Below are 18,743 nucleotides of genomic sequence, written 5' to 3'. Positions count from 1 at the left end.
CTCACGCCCCTTCCGAGGTCGGCTGCGGCGTCGTTTCGGCGGCGGCCCCGCCTTCCTCGGGCTTCGGGCCGGCGGACTTGCGGGCCTGCGCCATCGTGGCGGCAAATATGTCGGAAGCCGCCTCCGCCTTCGCCTCAGCGAAGAGATCCTCGGCCGTTTCCATCAGGTGTGCGCCCTGCACACGCGCTTCGTGCAAGGCCAGGACGGCGGCCTTCAGGGCGGCCTTGGCGACGGGCCGCACGCGATTTCCCTCGCGGTCAAACAGGAGCGCCGCTGCGGCGCCGGCCGCCACGCCTAACGCAAATCCCCACGGCTTCATGAAGCTTCTCCCGGTCGGAAACCAAGGCGTTCCAATTTAAGCGCGACCATGACGCGCTCGTGACGAGCGCAAATACTGCCGTTCGTCGCCCGCACCGTCCGACGCTGTCGCAAATGTTATAGGACAGTCGGCGTTTTACGAAAGCGCGGCGGATATCGCCTTCCCCGATAATTAACGCATGTTGGCCTAGCTTCTTGCCGTCTGACAAGCTAACGGCGCGCACTGTCACGATTGCGTCACGCAAGAAGTGTCTGCGAACCGTCGACAGCGCGGCTCAGCTTAACGCGCGCTTTCCGAATGGACGGCATTGGATGGACTTTTCCCAGCGCTTCACCTTCCTCTTCTCCGCGCCCAATTTCGAGGCAGACGACCTCGAAGGCCTGCGCGTCAATCAGATCATCGCGGCCATCGAGCGCATGGGCTTTCAGGTCGTCCGGGCGCGGCGATTGGAGGACGCCGAGATCGTCGTGCAGACGGACGCCGCGATCGGATGCCTTGTCGTCGACTGGGGCAAGAGGGGGATAGAGGGCAAGACCGCCTCGCTCATTGATCTGATGCGCAAGCGCGGTCTGGACATGCCGATTGTTTTGCTCATCCGCCGCAAGCGCTTCGAGGATATACCGGTCGAGGTGCTCGACTTCATCGACGGCTATGTGTTCCTGGCGGAGGAGACGCCGGAGTTCATCGCCAAGAATCTTGTCTCGCGGCTCAAGCAATATGCCGACACGCTGAAGACGCCTTTCTTCGGCGCCATTGTCGATTACGCCGAAGAAGGCAATCAGCTCTGGACCTGTCCCGGCCATAATGGCGGCATTTTCTATAGCCGTAGCCCCATCGGGCGCATCTTCATGGAGCATCTCGGCGAAGCGGTGTTCCGCGACGATCTGGACAATTCCGTCGTCGAGCTTGGAGACCTCCTCACACACGAAGGCCCTGCGCTCAAAGCGCAAAAGGCGGCGGCCGAAATCTTCGGGGCAGAAAAAACCTATTTCGTGCTCAACGGCACGTCCACATCGAACAAGGTCGTCCTCACCAATCTCGTGGCCGAAGGCGATCTCGTGCTCTTTGACCGCAACAATCACAAGGCCGCGCATCATGGCGCCTTGCTCTTGAGCGGCGGCGTGCCGATCTTTCTCCCCACCACGCGCAATGCCTTCGGCCTGATCGGCCCGATCGACCACAAAGCCTTCGACGAAGAGACGCTGCGCACGCGCATTCGCGACAATCCGCTGGTCAAGGATAAGGACGCCTGGCGCAAGGAGCGGCCCTTCCGCGTCGCAGTGATCGAGCAATGCACCTATGACGGCACAATCTACGACGCCGAATGGATCGTGAAGAAGATCGGCCATTTGTGCGACTACATCCTCTTCGACGAAGCCTGGGCCGGCTTCATGAAATTCCACCCGCTCTACGAGCGGCGCTTCGCCATGGGGCTGAAAAACCTCAACGAGGCTTCTCCCGGCGTCGTCGCCACCCAATCGACGCATAAGCAGCTCGCGAGCTTCTCGCAGGCGTCGCAGATCCATGTGCGCGACCGGCATATCAAGGGGCAGAGGCGCCGGGTCGAGCACAAGCGCTTCAACGAAGGCTTCATGCAGCACGCCTCGACCTCGCCCTTCTATCCGCTGTTCGCCTCGCTCGACGTCGGCGCGCAGATGATGAAAGGCCGCTCCGGCGAAGTTCTGTGGGACGACACCGTTCGTCTCGGCGTCGAGTTGCGCAAGAAGCTGCGCGCCGTGCGCCGCGAATTCGAGGACAAGGAGAAAGATCCGGCGCGGCGCTGGTTCTTCGATCCTTTCGTTCCCGACAAGGTTTCCATTCCCGACGCCGCGCGCGAAACCGGCGCGCATCAAGTCGGCTGGGAAATGGTCTCCACCGAACAACTCTCGCGCAACGCCGCCTTCTGGGAGCTTGCGCCGGGCGCGGGCTGGCATGGTTTCCAGGACATGGCGCCGGGCTTTGCGATCACCGATCCCTGCAAGCTTACCTTGCTCACGCCAGGATTCGATCGCAGCACGGGCGCCTATGAGGATCACGGCGTCCCGGCCCCGATCGTCGCGCAATATTTGCGCGAGAACCGCATCGTGCCGGAGAAGAACGATCTCAACTCGCTCCTCTTCCTGCTGACGCCGGGCGTCGAGTCGAGCAAGGCGGGAACGCTCGTTTCGGCGCTCGTCGCCTTCAAGCGGCTGCACGACGACAATGCGCTTCTGCAGGACGTCATTCCGGAATTCGTCGCGCGGCGGCCGGGCCGTTACAAGGGCGTGCGGCTGCGCGATCTTTGCGGCGATATGCATCGCTTCTTCAAGGAAGCGGGCGTCAGCGCTTTGCAGCTCGCGCAATTTGCGCGCGAGCATCTGCCGGACATGGCGATGACGCCGCGCGAGGCGTATCTGCATCTCGTGCGCAACAACGTCGATTATCTGACGCTGGATGAAATCGAGGGGCGCGTCGCGACGACGCTCTGGGTCATCTATCCGCCGGGCATCGCCACCATCGTTCCCGGCGAGCGGCTCGGCGAAAAAGCGCGTCCCATGCTGCACTATCTGAAAATGTTCGAGCGCAGCGCCAATCAGTTTCCGGGTTTCGACTATGAAATCCAAGGGCTCTATAAGGAAACCGACGCACAAGGCCGCCTGCGCCTCTACACTTTTGTCGTGAGCGAATAATACGGGATCCGCTTGTTGGGTTCAGTGTCATTCCCCACGCTCGCTTGAGCGAGCGATCGGGAATGACACGCGCCAAGGCGAGCTATTCAAACGGAAATGGTATGACCCTGGAGTCGGAGAGAACTGCAATTGCGGAAGCCGAGCGTTCGGCGATCGTCGTAAGGCCCTCGCGCGACGACGACGTCGACGCCATGCTGGCGATCTATCTGCATCACATCCGCAAGGGGCTCGATCCGTCCGAGGCGCCGCTCTACGACACGCCGCAGAAAGACGACCTCAAGCGGCGTCGGAAGAATATGGGCAAGCATCGCCTGCCCCATCTCGTCGCGGAGCTCGACGGCGCCGTGATCGGCTACGCCTATGCCGTCCCCTTTCGCAAGCGGCCGGCCTATCGCTATGTCGTCAAGCACTCGATCTATGTCGATCCGAGCCATTTGCATCGCGGCGTCGGCCGCCTCTTGCTACCGGCGCTGATCGACGCTTGCGCAGCGGCGGGCTACCGCCAGCTTATCGGTTATATCGACGCGGCGAACGAAGCCTCGCTGAGGCTCCACAAGGCCTGCGGCTTCGTGCAGGCGGGCTATCTCTCGTCGGTCGGCTTCAAATATGGCCGCTGGACAGACTCGGTGATCATGCAGCGCTCGCTCGGCCCCGGCGCGTCGACGCCGCCGGGCGCGCCGCGTTAAGCGTCGGACCAACGTAAAGAACGAAACGCCCCCGCAATCGCCTCGGCGCGCGCCATTGTTTGGTCTTCAGCGGCGTGGTCGGCGTCAGTGCAGGCTTCGAACGCAATGTCGAGCAAGGCCGATTTCTGATAGACTTGGCCCGAGCGGCCCGGATGGGCGCAAAAGTCGCAAGCGCACACCGTCATGAGCTGGCAGAACCGCTCCGGCGCGTCAAAGGCCCCGAGGCGTTCGAGCATCGCCGCGACGGGCCCGGCGCGCATTTTCGAGACGCGATGCACGCGTTCGCATTCGGCCAGCGCCACAAGCGCCAGCTCCTTGCAGTCCTCAGGCGCTTCGAAGCGCGCACAGAGCGCCTCGATGCGTGGGCGTCCGCGTTCGACATGCTTGTAATGGACCGGAAGATGCTCACGAGGGGAATCGGACTTGCCGATATTCATCACCAGTAGAGCGAAACGCACCGGCAAGGACGCATTGCCGAGGGCCGCCTCGTCGAGCGCGTGTAGCATATGCTCGCCGAGATCGACCTGCGCCGGCTCATCCGACAGTTGCGGAACGCCGAAAATTGCGGCCACCTCGGGGAGTATCTGATAAAGTGCGCCGCACTCGCGCAAAGCGCCGATCATTCTGGAAGGGGATTGGCACATCATCCCGCGAACCAGCTCCGGCCATATGTGGGACGCCTCCACGCCGGCCAGAGCCCCGGCCTCTACCTGAGCGGACATGAGGCTCAGCGCTTCGTCGTCGGGATCGGTCTGCGATTCCGCAAAGAGCGTCGCCATGCGCAGAACGCCCAGCCCAGGATCAGTCTGGATGAAATCTGCCGAATTTGGAGGCTGGGATTGGGGTTTCATCGGAGCGGGGCCCTTGCTTTCCGCCCGCATGCTTCCTGGCGGCCGGAATGCGCACGAACGAATGGCTCCCTAGCAAACGCCTTGCCGCGCGCGGCAAGATACGGGAGCGACCCCCGCCGCGAAACAAGCACGCTTCGCGCCGGGGGCCCAGGCTCGGCGCGCTGCCGTGGACACTTGGGGGTGCGCGGCGTCGAGCCCTTGGACCGCGAGCCTTCAGGCTCGCCGCCGCGAATGCGCGCCTGAAGGCGCGCGGTCCATTCTTAAGCTGCCGCCTTGTCGCGCTCATGACTCCAATGTTGCTCGCTCATGTCCGAAAGGCGCCAAAAGCGCAGCTCTCCCCTCACCTGCAATAATGCGAAGGGCGGACCCGCTGATAACGCACGAGGTCGCCGCCGGGGCTGGCGTTGATCTCGCTCGCGACGCACCGGCGCCCGACGCGCGCGAAGGGCGTCGTATAGCCCCACGGATACTCCGCCGCGCTGTTCGGATAGCCGGCGACGGGATCGACATCCCAAGGAGCCGAAAGCCCCCAATCCCGAACGGCAGGCGCGCGCGACCAATCCTCCCGATCCCAACCCTCCTCGAGCCAGGGGCCGAGGAAAGTTGGACCATGCGCGCGCGGGACGCGCCCGCGAAAGCCGGCGTCGGCGCCGGAGGCCGCCAAAAGAGGAAGCGCCGCCGACACGAGACAGACAGCCAAGGACGCAAGAAAGCGCATGATAACCTCCGCACTCGAGCCAACCATATCAGCGCCCCAAGGGCAGCGGAGAATTCCGCCGCGTAGCTACCCGCTTCGACAAGTTCACCGCCAACTTCTTCCCCTCAGGCGCGCGCTCGCAGCCGCCATCGCGTTTTGGACCTGATCGGCTCCGCTTCAGTGAAAGCGCTCGCCGCGATCAAGCTGGGCAAGGATTTGCGACAACCTCTTGGCGCGCGTCTCAGGGCGCTTGGCCGTGTGAAGCCTATAGTAGATCGAATAGAGATTCTTGCGATCCAGCGTCTGGTAGAGGGCCTTGGCGGCCGGCATTACCTCCAGAGCGTCCAGAAAGTCTTGCGGGATGGTCATGGAGGCTGATCCTTCGTAGCCGCTGTCCCATCGACCATCAGCCTTTGCAGCCTCGACATGAGCGAGGCCCGCAGGCGTCATCCGCCCCTCTGCGATGAGCCGCGTCGCATGTTCGCGGTTCTTGGCGGACCAGTTTGACTTCTGTTTTCGAGGCGTTAGGCGTTGCAGAAACGACGCCTCATCCAGCGGCAGCTTCTGTCCATCGATCCAGCCAAAGCGAATTGCTTCGATCACGCAGTCTGTCCACGTCACCGACTGCTTGCCGGCCCCCTTCTTGAAGATTTGCACCCAAACCTCACTGCTGCACTGATGATGGCCCATCAACCACTCGCTCAATTCTGCAGCATTCTGGAAGGCAATCGAATCCCGTTTGCTCTTAGACATGTTTTGAGATTAGCAGAATTGAGAATATGTCGTAAGCGAACCGACTGAAGCATCGCTAGCACGCTTCCAGCGCGCTAATGCCGATGGTGATGCGGCGCGAGCTGCGACGAGGCCGCGCGCAAAGTGAGACCGCCGCCTTCGATCCATTTTTGCGTCGAGAGAGTCGCGCGCGTCATCAGCCGTTCCGACTGCGAGAAATCGTAAGGAGAGACATCGAGCGGGCAGAGCGCGGGCGCCATATGCAGCTCGACGGTCTCCGACAGACGTTCGATGTCTCGGCTCAACTGCCAGGCGATCAGCAGCGTGATGGCGTGGAGCGCCCGCGCGACGGCGCCCGACGGCGGGCCTTGCAGATCGCAGGCGTAGCCGGTCGGCAGGATGAATATCTTTGTCGCGCCAAGCGACGCGGCGGCGCGGACCGGCGTATTGGCGGCGACCGCGCCATCCATCAGCGGCGCGCCGTCGATGTCGACGGTCGGATAGACGCCCGGGACGGCCGCGCTCGCCATGATGGCTTCGACGGCCTTGCCGCGCGACAAGGGAACCGCGACCCCTTGCATGTCGGTCGCCACGAGGCACACGGGCAGCTTGGCCTCCTCCAAGAGGCTGTACGGCAAAGCCTTCTCGACAAGCCGTCGCAAAGGAGAAGGATCGATCAGCGAGTCGCGCCGCTTGATGACCGACAAGGCCGTCGCGAGTGTGAAAGGGAAGATGTCTCTGCGCCGTACCGACGCCCAGATTTTGGCAAGCGACTCGACGCCCTTTTCATCCGGATAGGCGGCAAAGTAACAGGCGTTCAGGGCGCCGACCGACGAGCCGACGACGAAGTCCGGATAGACCCCGGCGGCCAGCAGCGCTCTCAGCATGCCGACCTGGATGCAGCCGAGGCTGCCGCCGCCCGCCAGGACAAAGGCCGTTTTCTCTTCGCTCATCAGCTTCCACGCGCCAAGCGGAAGGAAGTTAGCGCGCCTCTAGCTCAATTCCATATCGGCCAGCGCAAGGAAGATCATCGCAACGCCAATGCTGCCGATGAAACGAAACGCCGGCTCCTGCATGTTGTAGACGCCGGCGCGCCACATCTGGAACCATTCGCCGATCGCCATGAAGCCGAAGAAATAGAGCAGGAAACCGACGCAAAGGCCCGCAAGCGCCAGGCTTTTGGCGTTGTTGAAAGCCGCCGCCCGCCCTGCCCGCGCTTTCCAGAGAATCCATGCGCCCCAGAGCGTGAGCCCGGCGGAAACAAATTCGGTCGCGATAATGAGGAGATAGCAGATGTGATGCAGCGCCGGGCTCGAGATCGCGCGCCATTTGAGAGGGCTCGCCGGGATCATATCCATCGAAAGGATGTGCTGCACGACCTCGAAATTCGGACCGTAGTCCAAGAGATTGTCGAAAGCAACGAGAAGGATCAGAGCGCCAGCCGAAAAGGCGATCGCGATCTTCGCCAGCCTGACGATCATGTCGTTGTCTCCTTTGGCCTCGACACAGACAATCTAGCGCCCCGACGCCCGAAGGAGAACGCGCCTTTTACGCGGGCGAACGACGGCCCGGCGGCGCGAAGCACGCGTTTGACGAAAGGACGCAGCCGGGCGAGCGCGAAGGCCGCCAGGGCGCCGCTCAATGTCCGCGCGACGAAACGCGCCCCGATTTCCATCTCGCCCGTGGCCCAGGCAAGCTTATAGGCGTCGGCGGGCAGCAGCATGTCATAGGCGACGAGCCCCTCTTGCGCGCAACGCGCGACGAGGCGGCTGGTCAGCGCCTGGCCCGGCGATCCTTCCGCAAAGCGCTCATCGAAACAGCCGAGGAAGGAACGGTAGGCGCCGCCGCCAATAAATCCCAAATCCATCGCGCAAATCTCGCCACCCACGCGCAGCGCGTTGACTTGCAGGAAGCCGTCTCGCGCCAGCGCCGCGATGAAATCTTCCGCAAAGGGATTCGAGAGGCCGGCGCTATAGACGCCTCTGGCGGCGAGCCAGCCGCGCTTGAGTGCAAGCGCATGACGCGCGAGACTCTCGCGCTTCGCGGGCGTCTCGGCCTGAGCAAGCGCGAGCGGCCCATTGGCTTCGAGGCGCTTCACGCGACGCTCGATGCTTTTATGCCGCCGCGTCGTTGCGAGACGCAGATCGACATAGGGCGCCGAAAAAGATTCGCCGGCCCGCGTTCCATCGGCCATGACGGCGCCGGTCCGCAGCCGCGTCAAAGCAAAGAGATCGACGTCGCGCCAGCGCATCATCTCCGCTTGCGCGAGCTTGCGCCAATGCGCCCGACCCGCCTCGGCGCGCGCCAGCGCATCGCCATATTGAGTCATGGGTTCGCCCAGCCAGCGCGCGATCGAAACGCCGAAGCGCGTTTCGATCTGCAGCGGCAGCAACATCACGAGCCGCCCGCTCTCGCGCAGGCAGAGGATGCGCGGCCGGATGCTTGGCCCCGCGACAGCAATCCAGTTGCGACACCAGACGAAGCTTTGGAAGCCCGTGGCCTCGGGCGTAGCGCTTTCCAGCTCCGCCCATTCGGCGGCGAGCGCGTCAATGGCCTCGACCGTCTCGGCGCGCTCCAGGCGATAGGACGAGGGGGCCGACGCGCTCATTTCATCACCTGATACGGCGCGACGTCGCGAAAGCCCATCTCGGCCGCAGGATCGACCCGGAAGTCGATCGTCAGAGGCGCAACTGTGCGGCCGGCAAGTTTGCGCCAGCCCTTATGCGCGGCCGTCAAAGCGAGCTTGCCCCAAAAATCCGGGCCGGTCGTCGCGCGAGCAAGATCGCGGCCACCAAGGAGCGGCCTCAACAGAGCGTTGGCGTAATCGACGACATAGCCGTCGCGCAGCTCATTCGTCCAATGCTCCGTCGTGAACGAGACATTGACGCAATCGGCGTTGCGAACGCGGTGCGGGGCGTTACGGGGCCATGTCGTCCAGTCGCCCGGCAGAAGTTCGAAAGTTTCGGCGCCCGCCTCATATGCCGGGTCATAGGGAAGGTCCGTGTCGGCCGCGCGCCCAAGGACGATATTCTCGATCTTGTTTTGCGGCAGATAGGGCGCGCGCGGCGGATAGACCCAGACGCGCTTCCTGCCCCTCACCTGCCAAAGACTCTGGCCGGGAACGTCGGCGTGCAGGGCGACATTCATGTTCGGGGAAGAAATCAGCACGCTCATCGAGCGCTTGTAGCTGCGAAAGCCGGGCACATGGCGCTCGATGTCGGCGAACAGGTCTCCCAGAAAATCGTCGTAGGTTTCAAAGGCTTCGTGCACGCGCTGAAGGTGAACCCAGATATTTCCCCGCGCCACCGCCGCCATCACCTCGCGTCCCGAAAGTCCGGACATGTCGCCCTCGCGCCATTTGCGAGGGTCGGTTTCCTCGCGGGCTATGGTATTTACGTGGAATCGCTCGCGGGGCGTCGCTTCGATCAGACGCTCCAGCGCCGCGTCGGAGAACAGCGGGTGGTCCGCCAGCCTGTGCCGCAACAGCATCGGTTTTCGGCCGAACGCCGTCATCTGATCGGGGCGCCATTCTGTAAGAATTTTGGTCATCGCAGTGCTTGAGCCCGTGGAAATTCACGACAGGCTAGCGCTCGAAAAGGAAATAAAAGGTGGATGCGGCAAGGAGTCTCCTATGATCGACCTCTATTACTGGCCTACCCCGAACGGCCATAAGATCACGATCTTCCTGGAGGAGACGGGTCTGGCCTATCGCATCAAGCCGGTGGACATCGGCAAGGGCGATCAGTTCAAGCCAGAGTTTTTGGCCATTTCGCCCAACAACCGCATGCCGGCGATCATCGACCGGACGCCTGCCGACGGCGGGCCCGAGGTCGCTCTGTTCGAGTCCGGCGCGATCCTTCTCTATCTCGCCGAGAAGACCGGCCGGCTGCTTCCTACGGACCTGCGCGAACGCATGCGCGCCCTGCAATGGCTGTTCTGGCAGGTTGGCGGGCTCGGCCCGATGGCGGGGCAAAACCACCATTTCGCCAAATATGCGCCGGCGCGCATCCCCTACGCCATCGAGCGCTACCGCAACGAGACCAACCGCCTCTATGGCGTGCTGGATCGCGAGCTCGCCAAATCGCCCTATGTCGCCGGCGACTATTCGATCGCGGACATCGCCTGCTATCCCTGGATCGTGCCGCACGCCGACCAGGGCCAGGATCTGGACGACTTCCCCCATCTCAAGCGCTGGTTCGAGTCGATCAAGACCCGGCCCGCGGTCGTGCGCGCCTATGCCGCCGGCGCGCCCTATGAGCGCAAGGGCCCGGATTTCTCCGCGCTGGAGCGCGAGATTCTTTTCGGCCAGACGGCCGAGCGGCCGGACGCGAAATAGGCTATAGGCGGGGCGCCAGGAAAATGGCCGGGCCCCCCTCTCCCCTTTACGGGCCGAAGGAGTCACACATCTCGGGGCCGTCATGGCCGGGCTTGTCCCGGCCACCCACGCCGAGGGGCGCAGCCGAACAGGACGCGTTATTCGCTATGGATAAAGTTAATGTAGAGCTTGGGATGCTCGCACCGACGCAAACATTCCGATGACGATGAATGCCCCGCATCAGCTATCGCTGCATGGCGTGGATGGCCGGGACAAGCCCGGCCATGACGAGGGCGGCGACGTGAAGATGTGTGTGTGCATGCGGGCCATGCGCCCCACCCCATGATTGCTCTACGCCTGACGCTCAGCGAAACACCAAGGAGACCTAGCCGCGCCATGTCCAACGAACGTCAATTCTACGCCCAGGAAACCGCCAAGGCGCTCATCGAGGTGCAGGCCGTGCTCGTCAATGTCGAGAAGCCTTTCATCACCACGGCAGGATGGGCGTCGCCGGTCTATATCGACATGCGCAAGGTGATCAGCTTTCCGCGCCTGCGCCGCCGCCTGACGGAATTCGCCGCGCGCACGATCGAGCGCGACATCGGCTATGAATCCCTCGACGTGGTGGCCGGCGGCGAGACGGCGGGCATTCCCTTCGCCGCCTGGGTGTCGGACAGCCTGATGCTGCCGATGCAATATGTCCGCAAGAAGCCCAAGGGCTTCGGCCGCAACGCCCGCATCGAGGGCGATCTTCACGAGAACGGCCGCGCTCTGCTCGTCGAGGATCTCGCCACCGACGGCGGCTCCAAGAAGGATTTCGTGCAGGCGCTGCGCGACGCCGGGCAGCGCTGCGAGCATGTGTTCGTGTTTTTCTTCTACGACATCTTCGCCGGCGCCCGGGACGATATGGGCAAGCTCGGCGTCGAGCTGCATTATCTCGCCACCTGGCGCGACGTGCTGGCGGTGGCGCGGGAGCACGGCTATTTCCCCGAGCATACGCTGAAAGAGATCGAGGCCTTCATCGCCGATCCCATCGCGTGGTCGGCCGCGCATGGCGGCGCGGACAAGCCGAAGGCTTAAACCACCCACGACCTCTGCCAAACGTCATTGCGAGCGAAGCGAAGCAATCCAGAGCCCCATCCCGGCTCTAGGTTGCTTCCTCGCTGACGCTCCTCGCAACGACGGGCCTTCAATAGCAACTGATGAACTCCCGATAGCCCCAGCCGAGCCGCACACAGGGAATCACCGCCGTCATTGCGAGGAGGCGGAGCCGACGAAGCAATCCAGGGCCGCATCGCCGCCCTGGATTGCTTCGCTTCGCTCGCAATGACGGGCGCCGGGCAAAACTAGCGCTCTTGTGGCTCTGGACACCCGCCCGATGCGCGCTGTTCAAACGGGAATGGCGCCGAACCACTCAAGCGGAACTCGTATCAGTCTCGGACCTCCTCGATCTGCGCAATCCGCTATAATCGCCCCGACGGCGCGCGCCTTTGCGCGGGCGCATGAGAGCTTCCAATGAACAAGACCGCCGCTTTCGCCTGCCTCCTCTCCCTCGCCGCCACGACCGCCCGCGCCGAGCCGCCGCCCGGCTTCACGCGCCTCGCAGACGTTGCGCCAGATATTGCGCAGGACATGCGCTATGCGGGGTCGGATAATTTCACCGGCCATCCCGTTCCCGGTTATCGCGCGCCGCAATGCTGGTTGCGGGCCGAGGCCGCCACGGCGCTTGCCGCCGCGCAGAAGGAAGCGAAGGCCCAGGGCTTTTCTCTCGTCGTCTATGACTGCTACCGGCCCATGCGCGCCGTCGCCTCATTCGTCGACTGGTCGCGCAACGCCGATCAGGGGACCAAGCCCGCCTATTATCCAAATCTCGATAAAAGCCAGCTCTTTGCGCAGGGCTATATCGCCGCGCAATCCACCCATTCGACCGGCCTCGCCGTCGATCTCGGCGTCGTCGGCTGGGATTTCGGCACGCCCTTCGATTTCTTCGATCCGCGCTCCTGGACGAAATCGAAAGTCGCCGGAGACGCCCGCGCGCATCGCGACGCCCTGGTCGCTTTGATGAAACGCCACGGCTTCGAGAATTATCCGCGCGAATGGTGGCATTACGCCTTCAAGGGCGCGGGCGACGTGCGGGCCCATGACGAGGAAGTAAAATAGACTGACGCGCATTGATGGCGTTCTTCCACCGCCCCTTTGAGGTTATGCAGAGGAGCCCACGCGGTCTTTGCCGTCGCTGCCTCGCCGTAGCGTTGCTCAATGAAACGTAAAAGCCTGTGATCCAAAAGCGGCGCCGCAGCTTTTTGGCCCGCGAGACTCCGCTACGATGAATTGCGCGGCGGACGCGTGCTCAGGCGTCGAGCCAGAAGCGGCAATCACAGAAATCTTTCCTCCGGGTTCTACGCGAAAGGCCACACGAGCAGTTCCCGGCCCAAGGCCTGTCGATCGTGGCGTGTGACGCCGCATAGATTCCACGATGGCGGGAAGGCACGTCATTTGCGGCGAACTTACGCCGCCAGACGCTGCGGCCCCTTGGCCCGCATCCCTTGCCCCAGCAAGGGCTTCCGCCGGGAGCAGGAAACCAATCAGAACGACTACGAATATCCGGCTCATTATTGTTCTTCCGAAAATGGATAGCTGCGTCGTCAGATAATGACCGCAGATTAAGGCAGCAGTTCTTGAATTGCGAGCCCTTTGGCTCCCCCATCAGGGCTCGGAATCCAGTTTAACAAACCCTACGCAGCCGCGTCATGCCCGCGCTTGTCGCGGGCATCCACGCCAAGACATTACGACACGCGGGGAGAAGAAACGGCGTTATTTCGCTCATGCCCTCAGCCTTTCAGCGTCGGCGCGGCGTGGATAGCCGCGAAAAGCGCGGCCATGACGCCGGAACGTCTTCTCGTTAAGTGCGTTACCGAGGGGCCGCCGGCATTGCCGCCTCCGTGTTTCGGCGCTCACGCCTCCCCATTCTGCGCCTGGCAATTCTCCCGAATCCAGGCCGCCAAAGTCGTTTCGTCGATCTCGCGATTGGCGAATTGCGAGATCAAAACGAAACATTCCTCGTCGCTCGCCGTCAGCTCATAGCCATTATCCACAAGAAACAGCTCCATCGCCACGAGCGCGACGCGTTTCTTGCCGTCGACGAAAGGATGGCAGCGGATGAAACCCGCCGCGTTGGCCGCCGCAAGGCGCGCGGCGTCGCACGCCGCCTCCTTCCGCACAGTATCTTGCGGGCGCAAGATTGCGTTCCCCAGCGCCGCTTCGCTGATGACGCCGACGGCGCCGCCATGCGCCGCAAGCACCTCCTCATGGATCGCGAGCGAGATATTGCGGTCGAGGAAACGCCAGCCGCTCATTTTGCGAGCTGGCGCAGCGCATTGTGACGCTGGCTGATGATGCGCCGCGCCAGCGCCGCGCGGCGTTCGAAATCCGGATCGCACTTGGTGATTCGATAGCCCTCGGGCGAGCGCGTCAGATACAGCCGGTCGCCTTTTTCGACCGCAAGATCAGCGACGATCTCGCGCGGCAGCACCACGCCGAGGGAATTGCCGATACGGATGATCTTGAGCGCGCCGAAGGCTTCGCCATTTTTCTCAGTCACGTTCGAACTCCCGTATTAACAATCGTCGTTAATACGAAAGTTAAAACACGCCGATGACGGCGGCAACATGACAAACGGCCACCGGTGGATAAACTGCGCGCCCCATGCGCCCCGATATCCTCGCCCCGCTCTTTGGCCGCATTGCAGCCCTTCCCGGCGTCGGTCCGAAGACCGCGCCGCTTTTCGATCGTCTGCTGGCCAGGCCCGGCCAGCAGGCGCGCCTTGTCGATATTCTGTTTCATCTGCCCACGAACATCATCGACCGCAGCCAGCGCCCGACCATCGCCGAGGCGCCGCTGGAGACCATGGTGGTGATCCAGGCGCGCGTCGTCGCGCATCGCCGGCCGCAGGGGCGCTATGCCAAGCAACCATATCGAGTGCTCGTCGAGGACGACACGGGCGATGTGGAGCTCGTCTTCTTCCTGGCCAACGCCGACTGGATCGAACGCAGCCTGCCGCTGGGCGCAACGCGCTGGATCTCGGGCCGCATCGAGCTTTACGACGGCCGCCGCCAGATGGTGCACCCAGACCGCGTGCTCGACGAGGCCGGCCTCGCCAAATTGCCACCCTATGAAGCGGTTTATGGACTGACCGAAGGGTTGCAGGCGCGCTTTGTTATGCGGGCGACAGAAGAGGCGCTGGCGCGCCTGCCTGTTCTGCCTGAATGGCAGGAGCCGACCGTGCTCGCCGCCAATAAACTCCCCGCCTTCGCCGACGCCCTGCGCACGGCGCATCGCCCGGACAGCCCCACGGCTTTGTCGCCGCAGCATCCGGCGCGCCAGCGCCTGGCGCTCGACGAGTTGCTGGCAAGCCAGCTCGCGTTGCGGCTCATGCGCGCGAAAATGCGCCGTCTGCCGGGCCGGGAGAACAAAGGCGACGGGCGCATCTCGCACGCAATCGAGGCCGCCCTTCCCTTCCGCCTCACCGGCGCGCAGCAACGCGCGCTCGCCGATATTCGCGCCGACCTCGCTTCCGAGATGCGCATGCTGCGGCTTGTCCAGGGCGACGTCGGCTCCGGCAAGACGGTTGTCGCCGCCCTCGCCATGGCGAGCGTCGTCGAATGCGGGCGGCAGGCGGCCTTGATGGCGCCGACCGAAATCCTGGCGCGCCAGCATTACGAACGCCTTGCGCCGCTCATGGAGCCCGCGGGCGTGCGCGTGAAGCTTCTCACCGGACGCTTGAAGCAGAGCGAGCGCGCCGCTGCGCATGCCGCCATTGCAGCCGGCGAGATCGACGTGGTGGTCGGCACGCATGCGCTGGTGCAGAGCGATCTCGCCTTCCACGATCTCGGCCTCGCCGTCGTCGACGAGCAGCATCGCTTCGGCGTGCAGCAGAGGCTTGCGCTCGGCGCCAAGGGCGCGGCGGTCGATGTGCTGATGATGACGGCGACGCCTATTCCACGCACGCTGGCGCTCACGGCCTTCGGCGACATGGACTCCTCGGCCCTCGACGAAAAGCCGCCGGGCCGCACGCCGATCTCGACCCGCGCCCTGCCCGCGTCGCGCATCGGCGAAGTCGTCGCAGGTCTTCAGCGCGCGTTGGGCGAAGGCGCCCGCGCCTATTGGATATGTCCGCTTGTGGAAGAAAATGAAGACCTCGACCTCGCCGCCGTCGAAGCCCGCGCCGCCGATCTGCGCCATTATTTCGGCGACGCCGTCGGTCTCCTCCACGGACAAATGAAAGGGCCCGAAAAAGACGCGGCCATGGAGGCCTTCCAGCGCGGCGACACACGCCTGCTCGTCGCAACGACAGTGGTGGAGGTCGGCGTCGACGTGCCCGAAGCGACGATCATGGTGATCGAACACGCCGAGCGCTTCGGACTTGCGCAATTGCATCAGCTCCGCGGCCGCGTCGGCCGCGGTTCGGGCAAATCGAGCTGTCTCCTGCTCTACAAGGGCCCGCTGAGCGAAGCCGCAAAGGCGCGCCTGATGGTTTTACGCCAGACGGAAGACGGATTCCGTATCGCGGAAGAAGATTTACGACTCCGTGGCGAAGGCGAATTGCTCGGCACGCGGCAGGCCGGCCTGCCGGGCTTTCGTCTCGCCGATCTCACCGCCCACGCCCGCCTCCTCGCCATCGCCCGAGACGACGCCGAGATCATTCTGAGACGCGACCCAGAGCTGACGAGCGAACGCGGCGAGGCGCTACGCGCCCTGCTCTATCTTTTCGAGCGCGAGGAGGCGATCAAGCTTTTACGCGCAGGGTAAAACTACGCCGCCGCCTGTCCGAGCTGACCGAACCCAGGGAGAAAACCCGCAACCGTCTCGAAGGGAATGCGGCGGTCGAAATTGAGCGTGCGGGCGTCGCCGACGATGAGCGCCTGCGGCGCGAGCAGCACCGTCTCGAAATCCATGTAATTTTGGAAGCACTCCTGGTTCATCATGGCCTTTGCCACGGCCCGGTGCGAGCCCCTCTCGAAAGCCGCCAGCTCCTCCGCGCGCATCGCTCTTTCGACATGCAGCGAAAAGCGCAGCTTTGTCTGCTCCACTTCGAAGATGAAGAGCATTCTGGTGGAGATGCGCCCGGTGGATTCCGAACGCCAGTTGCGCCACCAGGGGTCCGGCCCCTGAGCCTCCTGCTGCTCCGCCTGAAGCAACCGAACGAGGGGCCAAAGCCGCGCAAATTTAGTTCGGCTGAGGAACCAGGAGCGAAATTCGTGTGACGATGCGAGCGTCGACGCGAAGAGCTCGTCCAAATCGCTCGAAAGTGGGTCGCCCTGCATGTTCGATTTCCTATCAGGCAAGAGCAGCCCGGGCCGCGCTCGGGCTGTTCTCATCTTGCTAGGCTTCGCGTGTGAATCTTGTCTTTAAAACAGCGTGTCGGAGCTTGGTAGGATTAATGACTGATTAATACGAGATTTGCTTGATTGGACCGGCGCCATCCCCGACGCTCGCTTAAGCGAGCGATCGGGAATCCAGAGCAAAACCAGCGCCCGTCATTGCGAGCGAAGCGAAGCAATCCAGGGCGGCGAGGCGGCCCTGGATTGCTTCGTCGGCTTCGCCTTCTCGCAATGACGGCGGTGATACCCTGTGTGTCCAAACGGCGCGAGCGTCGGGGATCGCGCCGAACCAATCGAGCGGATCTCGTATCGATCAAGCGGGGAGGATATACGGCGCTAAATGCGCCGGGCCACAACGATGCGGTTGCTGTTGACGCCTTTGCTGTTGTTGGCGACGCCCCAGCAATTGCTGGTCTTGGTGAAACGCTGGCGATTGACCATAACGCACAGCCTTTCGAAAGGCAGGCCTTCCATGGCTTCCCAAACGAGACGCTCGAGCAGCACCGCGCCGCCACGTACCTCGCCGACTTCATAGGCGACATGGCCGCCAGGCCTGACGACGCGCGCGAGCTCTTCGAAAACGGCGCGCGTCATGCGCGTCCAGGCCTCGAGGCTGCGCAATTGCGACAAAGCGATTTGATCCGCTTCGACGCCGGCGAACCAATTGCGCAGCCAATTGTCCCCCCGGTAATCGACGACATTGAGAAAGGGCGGCGACGTCACGACCAGATCGACGCAAGCGTCCTGCAAATGCGCAAGCTTCGCCGCGTCGGTCACGGCGAGAATTGCCGCAGGTCCCGACGGCGGCACGCCATCGGAGAGAAGCGACCGCGACTTTCTCGAAATCAAGGCGGCGACGTCGCGCATCGGCGGCGTTTGCGCACGGCGTTCGTTGATCTTCAACTGCGCCTTCACGCTCACAGCCTGATTAGGAGGCATGGTGTAGACGGAAAAAAAGCCCGGCGAGTGGCCCGTCAGGCGGTTGAGCGCGACCATTCTGATCCAGTCATCGACCGGATCAGGCGTGACCTCCGGCGGCAGGCGCTCGATGAGCCAGGCGCGCAAGGCGCAGATCTGCCGCAACGTCTCGGGATGGTAGAAAGCCAGAAGATCTTCGCGCTCGATCTGGCCGGCGCCGAGAGGCGCCTCGGCAAGGCGCGCAACCACATCCTCGATCACGGGCGGGCGCAGTCGCGGGCGCGTCAACATCAGGGAGAGCGGATTAGCGTCGGAACCGACCGCGCGGCGGCCCAGCAAAGCCGCTTGAAGCGGCGTCGTGCCGCGCCCCATGAAAGGATCGCAAACCACGTCGCCGGGCTTTGTCAGCCGCTCGATGAAAAAAGCCGGAAGCTGCGGCTTGAAGCAGGCGCGGTAGCTGACCTCGTGCAGCGAATGCGCCGAGCGCTGCGAGGCCGTCCAATACTCATTTACGTAATACGTAAGACCACCCTCTTCCACTACGTGCGTGGGCGCGCCGAAAGCGTCGAACGCGCGCAGCGCCGTGAGGAAATCGCTCTCCGCCGCCGGGCGCGCGGATTTACGCGATGCGATCGGCAAGCCGGGGGCGCCCCTTGATCTCAGCGCCAAGCTCCGCGCGCGCAAGGGCCAGCTCATATTGCAACTGCAAATCCAGCCACTGTTCCGGATCGACTCCGAACCAATGACCAAAGCGCAGCGCCGTGTCCGCGGTGACGCCGCGCTGGCCATTGAGAATGGCCGTCACGCGATTGACCGGCACGCCGATGTCTCTGGCGAGATTGGATGCCGTCAAACCAAGGTCGAAGAGATGTTGCGCGAGAATGCGGCCCGGGTGGGTTATTCCCTCCTCCGCAGAGGAGAGCTCGAAACTGAGCTGTCGATTCGTGCGGCGAAGCGAAGCGCTCGGCGCGGCATCCTTGGCGACGCGGCGCGGCGCAGCCGCAATGGCCGGCGCTTTACGCGCTGGCGCAGAAGCGACGGCAGCGCTGGCCTGGGCCTGCGGCGGCGAGCGATCGTCGCGCGCTCTGAAGCCGCCGGTCAGAAGGAGGCGGGTGAGCGCCTCGTAGTAAGTGCCCGCGATAGGCTCCACTCGCTCCCTCCTAAAGATTACGCGCT

The 18,743-nt window shown here is 63.5% G+C and carries 19 protein-coding genes; 6 read left to right on the top strand and 13 right to left on the bottom strand.

Annotated features, from left to right (window positions below; translation table 11 throughout):
- Window position 1: 1 nt before the first annotated feature.
- The gene (locus tag QMG84_RS09785) at window positions 2-319 is read right to left on the bottom strand and encodes a DUF5132 domain-containing protein (protein WP_202071684.1); all 318 of its coding nucleotides are present in this window, start codon (window positions 317-319) and stop codon (window positions 2-4) included.
- A gap of 311 nt (window positions 320-630) precedes the next feature.
- Between QMG84_RS09785 and QMG84_RS09780 the strand changes: the two genes are divergently transcribed.
- On the top strand, window positions 631-2,988 hold the full coding sequence (locus QMG84_RS09780; protein ID WP_281927568.1) for an Orn/Lys/Arg family decarboxylase: 2,358 nt from the start codon (window positions 631-633) through the stop codon (window positions 2,986-2,988).
- A gap of 101 nt (window positions 2,989-3,089) precedes the next feature.
- Window positions 3,090-3,674, top strand: coding sequence for a GNAT family N-acetyltransferase (locus QMG84_RS09775; RefSeq protein ID WP_281927566.1), 585 nt, complete (start codon window positions 3,090-3,092; stop codon window positions 3,672-3,674).
- On the opposite strand, the gene QMG84_RS09770 is transcribed toward QMG84_RS09775, so the two are convergent.
- From QMG84_RS09770 to QMG84_RS09740, 7 genes are all read right to left on the bottom strand, one after another.
- On the bottom strand, window positions 3,671-4,453 hold the full coding sequence (locus QMG84_RS09770) for a tRNA nucleotidyltransferase (RefSeq protein WP_281927565.1): 783 nt from the start codon (window positions 4,451-4,453) through the stop codon (window positions 3,671-3,673). The two genes, QMG84_RS09775 and QMG84_RS09770, sit on opposite strands and share 4 nt — an antisense overlap.
- A 412-nt stretch (window positions 4,454-4,865) precedes the next feature.
- The gene (locus QMG84_RS09765) at window positions 4,866-5,243 is read right to left on the bottom strand and encodes a hypothetical protein (RefSeq protein ID WP_281927564.1); all 378 of its coding nucleotides are present in this window, start codon (window positions 5,241-5,243) and stop codon (window positions 4,866-4,868) included.
- A gap of 156 nt (window positions 5,244-5,399) precedes the next feature.
- Entirely contained in the window at window positions 5,400-5,927 is a 528-nt protein-coding gene (locus QMG84_RS09760; RefSeq protein WP_281927563.1) for a YdeI/OmpD-associated family protein, read from the bottom strand.
- A gap of 122 nt (window positions 5,928-6,049) precedes the next feature.
- Window positions 6,050-6,907 (bottom strand): patatin-like phospholipase family protein, encoded by an 858-nt coding sequence (locus QMG84_RS09755; protein WP_281927562.1) that lies wholly within the window; start codon window positions 6,905-6,907, stop codon window positions 6,050-6,052.
- 39 nt (window positions 6,908-6,946) lie between these two features.
- Entirely contained in the window at window positions 6,947-7,435 is a 489-nt protein-coding gene (locus tag QMG84_RS09750; RefSeq protein WP_281927561.1) for a DUF2165 family protein, read from the bottom strand.
- Window positions 7,432-8,562 carry a GNAT family N-acetyltransferase gene (locus tag QMG84_RS09745; RefSeq protein WP_281927560.1) on the bottom strand — a complete coding sequence of 377 codons (1,131 nt, stop codon included), beginning with the start codon at window positions 8,560-8,562 and terminating at the stop codon, window positions 7,432-7,434. The genes QMG84_RS09750 and QMG84_RS09745 overlap by 4 nt, the downstream gene beginning before the upstream one ends.
- Window positions 8,559-9,503 (bottom strand): hypothetical protein, encoded by a 945-nt coding sequence (locus tag QMG84_RS09740; protein ID WP_281927558.1) that lies wholly within the window; start codon window positions 9,501-9,503, stop codon window positions 8,559-8,561. The genes QMG84_RS09745 and QMG84_RS09740 overlap by 4 nt, the downstream gene beginning before the upstream one ends.
- An 82-nt stretch (window positions 9,504-9,585) precedes the next feature.
- Here QMG84_RS09740 and QMG84_RS09735 point away from each other — a divergent pair, with 82 nt between their 5' ends.
- From QMG84_RS09735 to QMG84_RS09725, 3 genes are all read left to right on the top strand, one after another.
- Window positions 9,586-10,290, top strand: coding sequence for a glutathione S-transferase N-terminal domain-containing protein (locus QMG84_RS09735; RefSeq protein ID WP_281927557.1), 705 nt, complete (start codon window positions 9,586-9,588; stop codon window positions 10,288-10,290).
- Between the two features lie 375 nt (window positions 10,291-10,665).
- Window positions 10,666-11,349, top strand: a complete 684-nt coding sequence (locus QMG84_RS09730) for an orotate phosphoribosyltransferase (protein WP_281927556.1) — start codon at window positions 10,666-10,668, stop codon at window positions 11,347-11,349.
- Window positions 11,350-11,784: 435 nt separating this feature from the next.
- The gene (locus tag QMG84_RS09725; protein ID WP_281927555.1) at window positions 11,785-12,429 is read left to right on the top strand and encodes a M15 family metallopeptidase; all 645 of its coding nucleotides are present in this window, start codon (window positions 11,785-11,787) and stop codon (window positions 12,427-12,429) included.
- 794 nt (window positions 12,430-13,223) lie between these two features.
- Here QMG84_RS09725 and QMG84_RS09720 read toward each other — a convergent pair.
- Together QMG84_RS09720 and QMG84_RS09715 are read right to left on the bottom strand one after the other, a co-directional pair.
- A complete protein-coding gene (locus QMG84_RS09720) occupies window positions 13,224-13,625 on the bottom strand; it encodes a type II toxin-antitoxin system death-on-curing family toxin (protein ID WP_281927554.1) in 402 nt (133 codons plus the stop codon).
- On the bottom strand, window positions 13,622-13,870 hold the full coding sequence (locus QMG84_RS09715; protein ID WP_281927553.1) for an AbrB/MazE/SpoVT family DNA-binding domain-containing protein: 249 nt from the start codon (window positions 13,868-13,870) through the stop codon (window positions 13,622-13,624). Before QMG84_RS09715 ends, QMG84_RS09720 begins: the two co-directional genes overlap by 4 nt.
- 104 nt (window positions 13,871-13,974) lie before the next feature.
- On the opposite strand from QMG84_RS09715, the gene recG reads away from it, so the two are divergent.
- A complete protein-coding gene (gene recG / locus QMG84_RS09710; RefSeq protein WP_281927551.1) occupies window positions 13,975-16,077 on the top strand; it encodes an ATP-dependent DNA helicase RecG in 2,103 nt (700 codons plus the stop codon).
- 2 nt (window positions 16,078-16,079) lie between these two features.
- Here recG and QMG84_RS09705 read toward each other — a convergent pair whose 3' ends face one another.
- From QMG84_RS09705 to QMG84_RS21400, 3 genes are all read right to left on the bottom strand, one after another.
- The gene (locus QMG84_RS09705) at window positions 16,080-16,592 is read right to left on the bottom strand and encodes a hypothetical protein (RefSeq protein ID WP_281927549.1); all 513 of its coding nucleotides are present in this window, start codon (window positions 16,590-16,592) and stop codon (window positions 16,080-16,082) included.
- Window positions 16,593-16,985: 393 nt separating this feature from the next.
- Complete coding sequence (locus tag QMG84_RS09700; protein WP_281927547.1) at window positions 16,986-18,206, bottom strand: DNA methyltransferase; 1,221 nt, start codon at window positions 18,204-18,206, stop codon at window positions 16,986-16,988.
- On the bottom strand, window positions 18,187-18,717 hold the full coding sequence (locus QMG84_RS21400) for a HigA family addiction module antitoxin (protein WP_350356483.1): 531 nt from the start codon (window positions 18,715-18,717) through the stop codon (window positions 18,187-18,189). Before QMG84_RS21400 ends, QMG84_RS09700 begins: the two co-directional genes overlap by 20 nt.
- Window positions 18,718-18,743: the final 26 nt, after the last annotated feature.

The organism is Methylocystis iwaonis, from assembly GCF_027925385.1.
GTDB lineage: Bacteria > Pseudomonadota > Alphaproteobacteria > Rhizobiales > Beijerinckiaceae > Methylocystis > Methylocystis iwaonis.
This window is presented reverse-complemented; position numbering and strand designations above follow the sequence as displayed.

What these genes read in the sequence shown, in the direction of transcription:
- QMG84_RS09785 (WP_202071684.1), bottom strand. Translation starts at nt 319, where the DNA reads ATGAAGCCGTGGGGATTTGCGTTAGGCGTGGCGGCCGGCGCCGCAGCG.
- QMG84_RS09780 (WP_281927568.1), top strand. Translation starts at nt 631, where the DNA reads ATGGACTTTTCCCAGCGCTTCACCTTCCTCTTCTCCGCGCCCAATTTC.
- QMG84_RS09775 (WP_281927566.1), top strand. Translation starts at nt 3,090, where the DNA reads ATGACCCTGGAGTCGGAGAGAACTGCAATTGCGGAAGCCGAGCGTTCG.
- QMG84_RS09770 (WP_281927565.1), bottom strand. Translation starts at nt 4,453, where the DNA reads ATGGCGACGCTCTTTGCGGAATCGCAGACCGATCCCGACGACGAAGCG.
- QMG84_RS09765 (WP_281927564.1), bottom strand. Translation starts at nt 5,243, where the DNA reads ATGCGCTTTCTTGCGTCCTTGGCTGTCTGTCTCGTGTCGGCGGCGCTT.
- QMG84_RS09755 (WP_281927562.1), bottom strand. Translation starts at nt 6,907, where the DNA reads ATGAGCGAAGAGAAAACGGCCTTTGTCCTGGCGGGCGGCGGCAGCCTC.
- QMG84_RS09750 (WP_281927561.1), bottom strand. Translation starts at nt 7,435, where the DNA reads ATGATCGTCAGGCTGGCGAAGATCGCGATCGCCTTTTCGGCTGGCGCT.
- QMG84_RS09745 (WP_281927560.1), bottom strand. Translation starts at nt 8,562, where the DNA reads ATGAGCGCGTCGGCCCCCTCGTCCTATCGCCTGGAGCGCGCCGAGACG.
- QMG84_RS09740 (WP_281927558.1), bottom strand. Translation starts at nt 9,503, where the DNA reads ATGACCAAAATTCTTACAGAATGGCGCCCCGATCAGATGACGGCGTTC.
- QMG84_RS09735 (WP_281927557.1), top strand. Translation starts at nt 9,586, where the DNA reads ATGATCGACCTCTATTACTGGCCTACCCCGAACGGCCATAAGATCACG.
- QMG84_RS09730 (WP_281927556.1), top strand. Translation starts at nt 10,666, where the DNA reads ATGTCCAACGAACGTCAATTCTACGCCCAGGAAACCGCCAAGGCGCTC.
- QMG84_RS09725 (WP_281927555.1), top strand. Translation starts at nt 11,785, where the DNA reads ATGAACAAGACCGCCGCTTTCGCCTGCCTCCTCTCCCTCGCCGCCACG.
- QMG84_RS09720 (WP_281927554.1), bottom strand. Translation starts at nt 13,625, where the DNA reads ATGAGCGGCTGGCGTTTCCTCGACCGCAATATCTCGCTCGCGATCCAT.
- recG (WP_281927551.1), top strand. Translation starts at nt 13,975, where the DNA reads ATGCGCCCCGATATCCTCGCCCCGCTCTTTGGCCGCATTGCAGCCCTT.
- QMG84_RS09705 (WP_281927549.1), bottom strand. Translation starts at nt 16,592, where the DNA reads ATGCAGGGCGACCCACTTTCGAGCGATTTGGACGAGCTCTTCGCGTCG.